2 protein-coding genes are annotated in these 2,197 nt (G+C 54.3%); both read right to left on the reverse strand.

Features of this window, described 5'->3' with window-relative positions; genetic code table 11:
- Positions 1-1,580: acyltransferase family protein (locus CO664_RS29945; protein WP_272938893.1), on the reverse strand; the 1,580-nt coding region annotated here is incomplete at its 3' end.
- Between the two features lie 338 nt (positions 1,581-1,918).
- On the reverse strand, positions 1,919-2,197 hold a 279-nt coding region (locus tag CO664_RS31065), incomplete at its 5' end, for an SGNH hydrolase domain-containing protein (protein ID WP_272938894.1).

Genomic DNA, 2,197 nt, shown 5'->3' on the forward strand with positions numbered 1-2,197 from the left:
ACCGATGTTTCAACCTCCGTGAAGGTATCACCAGTCCTCTTAAGCAGCATAAAGTCGTTGGATACAGGTGCGTCAAACGGGCTTGAGATTGCAACGGTTCTTATCTCCGGCTGGTTCTTCAGGATGCCCAAAACACTGTCATTGAAGCGAATACAATCCTCGCCGAAGGCACGGGGATATGGAGACGCTGCCCGGCTCGAGAAGGCAGCAACGCCGACGGCGGGGAGGCACCCGCTCATGGTGAGTTGAGCCAGTCCGGCTTCACCGACTGTTTTGGCCAGGCCGGGAACAAGTGCCATAGCAAATGAATCGCCCCAGACCAGCAATTCGGGCCTGTCCGCCGTCTGGCACGCCTCCGGGATAGCCTGAGGAGGTGATCCCGGGGTAAGATCACATGCTCTTCCCAAGCCATAATTGATCCTCCGGATTTGGCCGAAGTCAACCTTGCTTTGGGTCGCGGCAATGGCGACTGCGGGCGAGAAGCCTAGAAAAACCGATGCGGCGAGAAGTCCTGAGGCCATCCGTCCACGAGATGTGACGATCCCGTTGCGGAACGGCTCCTCCACGAAACGGTGAAGAGCTAAGCTCACGACAATTGAGAAGGAAACCGCCGCGTAGATCGCAAACGCAGGAGGGTCTCCCAGCCAAACAGCCCGCACATAGACAAGCACCGGCCAATGGATCAGATAGAGCGAGTACGAGATATCCCCGATCCTTGCCATGCCTCTCACCGCCAAATTACTCCTGCTCGGCACAAGCAGGAGGATCAGGGTTGCCAAACAGACCAGTGCAGCATCTGCGCCCGGGTGCTGGGAACCGACAGGGGCGATAGGAATAACGAGGAGAAGCAGGAGCGCCGGGAGGCGCAGCAGCGAAAGCTTGGCAGCCACGCGAGGACTGGCCGGAAGCAAAGCCCCCAGCGAACCAATGGCCATTTCCCAAAAGCGCGTCGGCAAAAGATAAAATGCAGCGGATGGGTCACGAGAGGCCACGTATAGACATAGCGTCAAACTCGCAACGAGTAGCAAGCTAACTCCTAAGAGCCACCATCTCCTGGGAGTTAAAGTCAAGAAAGCAGGAAGTAGCAGATAATACTGCTCTTCGACGGCGAGTGACCAGAAATGCAGGAGGGGCTTCGTTTCTGCGGCTCCCCCGAAATAGTCCGACTGAAACCAGAAAACGATGTTGCCGGTAAATGTGAGCGCCCCGATTACCTGAGTATGGAACTCCCGCAGGCCCACATCTGACAGGAAGAAAGGCGCAGCAATCGTCGTGAGCGCAATGACGACATAGGCCGCCGGCAACAGACGCTTCGCACGACGATAATAGAATTCCCCAAAGCTGAACCGTGATTGCTCAAGCTGCGTCCTGATCAGACTGGTGATCAGAAAGCCCGAAACCACGAAAAAGATGTCCACACCAAGATAGCCGGCGGCGAACGGCTCAACACCGGCATGATAAAGGACAACCAGCAAAACAGCCAAGCCCCGCAAGGCTTGGATATCAGTTCGAAACGCGCTCGGCATAGAAGACCTGATGAAATTCTCGATCCAACTGGATGAATTGCGGACCCAAGGCATGATGCTTATCGATTAGCTAACCGCAGCAAGGATCTGAAAGTGGTTTCCTTCTAGAACATTTTTGCTGATTCGAATTTCGGTAGATCTTCCACTTACTCGCTCATAACTTAGAACGTCGCCGACAGAAGGCGTCGGTGGACTTGATTTCTGTCAATTGATCTTCTTCCAATGAAGCATGCGCACTAATTCGTAAAATCGATTGTTTGGATGGCATACATCTACGCCATAGATCGATCGGGCACCCATGATCTCGTGGTGTCCCGCGCACTTCGGTGACGGCCATCAGCAGCAAAGAAACTCAGTCTTGAAAAGTCGACGCGGAACCATGCCGAAGTGCTCTATCGAGCAGCCCTGATCAGCCTCTCAGCAAGTCTCGTCTTTCGAGCGATGAGCTCTGACCCTTCATAGGAAAGGTGGCCGCTGTCTCTGTAAAGGTATTTGCCGTCGATCTCGGTCTTGCACGTTGTGTGGTCGCAGAGAAAGTCGTGGTAAGAGATAACCTCCACGTCAGCCTTCATGGCCACTTGGTTCAAGAGCTCTAGAGTGCGGGACCGCATCCGGCGGTAATCGCTGACATATATTTTACAATCACTGTAGCGGCCGAGCATAAGGCTGCC

The organism is Sinorhizobium sp. NG07B (genome assembly GCF_002532005.1).
Lineage (GTDB): Bacteria > Pseudomonadota > Alphaproteobacteria > Rhizobiales > Rhizobiaceae > Sinorhizobium > Sinorhizobium fredii_C.